Annotated in this window: 1 protein-coding gene and 2 tRNA genes; 1 reads left to right on the top strand and 2 read right to left on the bottom strand. The window is 34.1% G+C overall.

What is annotated here, in order from left to right; all coding sequences use genetic code 11:
• Positions 1-23 precede the first annotated feature (23 nt).
• Together BD31_RS00740 and BD31_RS00735 are read right to left on the bottom strand one after the other, a co-directional pair.
• Positions 24-872, bottom strand: coding sequence for a DNA adenine methylase (locus BD31_RS00740; RefSeq protein WP_008296959.1), 849 nt, complete (start codon positions 870-872; stop codon positions 24-26).
• A 141-nt stretch (positions 873-1013) separates the two neighbouring features.
• A tRNA-Thr gene (locus BD31_RS00735) sits at positions 1014-1087 on the bottom strand.
• A 91-nt stretch (positions 1088-1178) separates the two neighbouring features.
• On the opposite strand from BD31_RS00735, the gene BD31_RS00730 reads away from it, so the two are divergent.
• A tRNA-Leu gene (locus tag BD31_RS00730) sits at positions 1179-1300 on the top strand.
• The last annotated feature ends 170 nt before the right edge of the window (positions 1301-1470 follow it).

Here is a 1470-nt window from a genome sequence, read left to right as displayed (position 1 = left end):
TGAAATATTCTAATAATTTTTAATCAATAATTCAAAATGCCCAGTTCGTTTTTAGAGTTTGAATTAATGGAACGATTTGCTTGGATCCTGTTAATTTTCCAAAACTTGTTTGAGAACATATCTGCAACATCTTTAGAGTCTGAATTTGATAATAGAACCTTGCATCCTTTAGAATCTAATTTCAAACATAATTCTGCCAGTCTGTTCAGATCCTCACATGTGAAATTCTTGTTGGTATAACTTGTAAAGTTGGCAGTATCGCTAACTGGTTGGTATGGAGGATCAAAGTATACCAGATCATCTTTTTTTGCATCTCGTAATACTGATTCAAAATCTTGGCATTTGATTGCAACTTTGTTTGTTTGCAATATTGCACTAACTGAACGCAAATTTCCTTCATTTACTATGTTGGGATTTGAGTATCTCCCTAGAGGGACATTGAATTTTCCCTTACTGTTTACACGGTATAATCCGTTAAAACAGGTTCTATTCAAAAAGAGCAATCTTGATGTCTTTTCAATTTCGCTTCTGGGACTTGATTCTCTTACTGAATAATAGTATGATTTAGAATCTTTATGATAATTTCTTTCGTGATTTTTTAGAGATGAAATCAGTTCGTCTATTCTGTTTCTAATTGTAGTGTATGTTAAAACTAGGTCAGAGTTCAAATCTGAGATACTACATCTCTGATCCTTTCTTTCGGCAAGGATATGAAAAAGCAATGCACCTCCACCTAAAAATGGTTCATAATAGGTTCCAAAAGATTCTGGTAAATTTTCATTTAGAATTGGAATTAGTTGACGTTTTCCACCAGCCCATTTTACAAATGGCTTTGGGGGTAAATTGGAAATTTGACTGTATACTTGTTTCAATGATTGTTATTGCAAAAATCATTAACAGTGCTTTACATAAAATAATTTGATCTGAAACTAATTTTTTCCTAGTCATGAGATAGCTTAAATACAAATTTTGTAAATTGCGTAAAATTGGAATTAGTTGATTGGAAAATTACAAGCTTCGAACGGGATCTGAACCCGCGACCTTTACATTACCAATGTAACGCTCTACCAGGCTGAGCTATCGAAGCACAAATTTACCTTGTAGAAAATCCTTATAATTCTTGATTCTGGGTAGATTTCCTCTAAACTGTTAAATTTCACTCAGATTTTCATCCTTTTGGAGGAGTAATCAAGCCTGGCCAAAGTAAGCACTATGTGCTTTTGGACATGCAGGACTTAAGATCAAATAATGGGTGATCCTGTCTCTCAGGAGTTCGTGGGTTCAAATCCCACCTCCTCCACCTTATCTTGGATTTTTAATTCCTCTGGAGTTTAGAACTTCGTATACATCTGGTAGTGAAAATACAAAGCCAACATGTACACAATCTTTTTCATCACAGAGCTGACAAAACAATTCGCCTTTCTGAATTGCAACTTCGGCAATTCTGTTTTTGATATTGTCTTTTAGAAT

The organism is Candidatus Nitrosopumilus salarius BD31 (genome assembly GCF_000242875.2).
Taxonomy (GTDB): domain Archaea; phylum Thermoproteota; class Nitrososphaeria; order Nitrososphaerales; family Nitrosopumilaceae; genus Nitrosopumilus; species Nitrosopumilus salarius.
This window is presented reverse-complemented; position numbering and strand designations above follow the sequence as displayed.